Source organism: Polyangium fumosum (assembly GCF_005144585.1).
Lineage (GTDB): Bacteria > Myxococcota_A > Polyangia > Polyangiales > Polyangiaceae > Polyangium > Polyangium fumosum.
This window is the reverse complement of sequence record NZ_SSMQ01000179.1, coordinates 1-1,650: the sequence shown is the minus strand read 5'-3', so window position 1 is coordinate 1,650 and position 1,650 is coordinate 1. Positions and strand designations below refer to the sequence as shown.

Below are 1,650 nucleotides of genomic sequence, written 5' to 3'. Positions count from 1 at the left end.
CAGCCCGTGGACCTATCCCGAAGGGACGATCGACAGAGACGGGAGACGATGGTAGGTTTGTCCGCGTCATGTCGATGGGTCGAACACGGGAGAAGCAAGCGCCGCTCTGGGTGGCGGCGCCTTCGCTGCCGCGGTCGCCGGGGCACCGGTTCTACGGGAAGCTGAACGAGCTTCTGCGTGAGAACGGGTTTGACCGGGCCATGGAGGCGGCGTGCGCGAAGTATTTCGAGGCCGACGGGACGGCGGGCAGGCCGTCGATTCCGCCGGGGCTTTACTTCCGGATGCTGCTGGTCGGTTTTTTCGAGGGGATCGAGTCCGAGCGCGGTCTCGAATGGCGGTGCTCGGACTCGCTGTCCCTGCGAGAGTTTCTTGGACTGTTGCCCGGCGAAACGGTGCCCGATCATTCGACGCTGTCGAAGATGCGCAAGCGCCTCGGCAGTGAGGTCTTCGAGGCAATGTTCGTGTTCGTGCTCGGAGTCGTCCATCGCTCCGGGCTTCTCCAGGGCAAAGTCATGGGCGTGGACTCGACGTATCTCCGCGCGGACGCCTCGATGAAGGCGATCGTGCGGCGCGAGACGGGCGAGGTGTACGCGGACTACATCAAGCGGCTGGCGAAGGAGGAAGGCATCGAGAATCCGACCGTGGAGGATGCTCGGCGGCTTGATCGCAAGCGCAAGGGAAAGAAGACGTCGAATAAGGACTGGAAGAGCGCCACGGACGAGGATGCCCGCATCACGAAGCTCAAGGATGGCCGCACGCGATTGGCCTACAAGAGCGAGCATGTCGTCGACATGAGCAGCGGCGTCGTGGTCGCCGCAGAGGTCTATTCAGGAGACCAGGCTGATCCGGCGACGATGGCGCAAAGCCTGGAGCAGGCGCGCACGAATGTCGAGCAGGCGAAGAGCGGCAAGGACTGCGATTCCGACGACGAGCCGCCCCCGGAGGGCGGTAGCAGCGACGCGCAGGCCGAGCGCACCGTGATCGAGGTCGTGGCGGACAAGGGGTATCACAAGGCCGAGCTGCTCCTCTCGTTGAAGGAGTCCGGCTACCGCACCTATGTCCCGGAGAGGAGCCAGCCGGTCCGCAAATGGGTGGACAAGGGCTGGGATATGCAGCAAGCGTTTTACGGGAACCGAAGCCGCGTGCGTCGTCCGAAGGGGCGTGCTCTTCAACGCAAACGTGGAGAGTTCATCGAGCGAACATTCGCCCATACATGTGAGACGGGCGGAATGAGAAGGGTGCGAGTCAGGGGCCGGGAGAACGTGCGAAAACGCTACTTGGCCCATGTCGCCGCGCTCAATTTGGGGCTCGTGCTACGCCAAATCCTCGGCGCAGGGACTCCGCGGGGTATGGCCGCGGCCCGGAAGGGCTCCGCCCTTGCAATTTTGGTGATATGGGCAGCCATGGTGGCTCTGGTGCGGAGCACGCCGAGGCGGTTGGCACGATTTCCCCGGGCTGTGTGGGAGGGGATGCGACCGGGTCATGTGCGGGGTGTTGGGCTCGCGATTGGGGGGGCGTAGATCCACAGGCTGCTAGAGCAACAAACGGTTCAATTCCACCTGAAGTTACGCGGCCTTGGCCAGCTCGCCCTCACGACGCTGGATGACCTCCAGGTTCAGCAGGATCCCATATCGGCGTAGGTCGAAGACA

At 63.6% G+C, this 1,650-nt stretch carries 1 protein-coding gene; it reads left to right on the top strand.

What is annotated here, in order from left to right; translation table 11 throughout:
• The first annotated feature begins 68 nt into the window (after positions 1-68).
• On the top strand, positions 69-1,520 hold the full coding sequence (locus E8A74_RS51585; protein WP_136936575.1) for a transposase: 1,452 nt from the start codon (positions 69-71) through the stop codon (positions 1,518-1,520).
• The last annotated feature ends 130 nt before the right edge of the window (positions 1,521-1,650 follow it).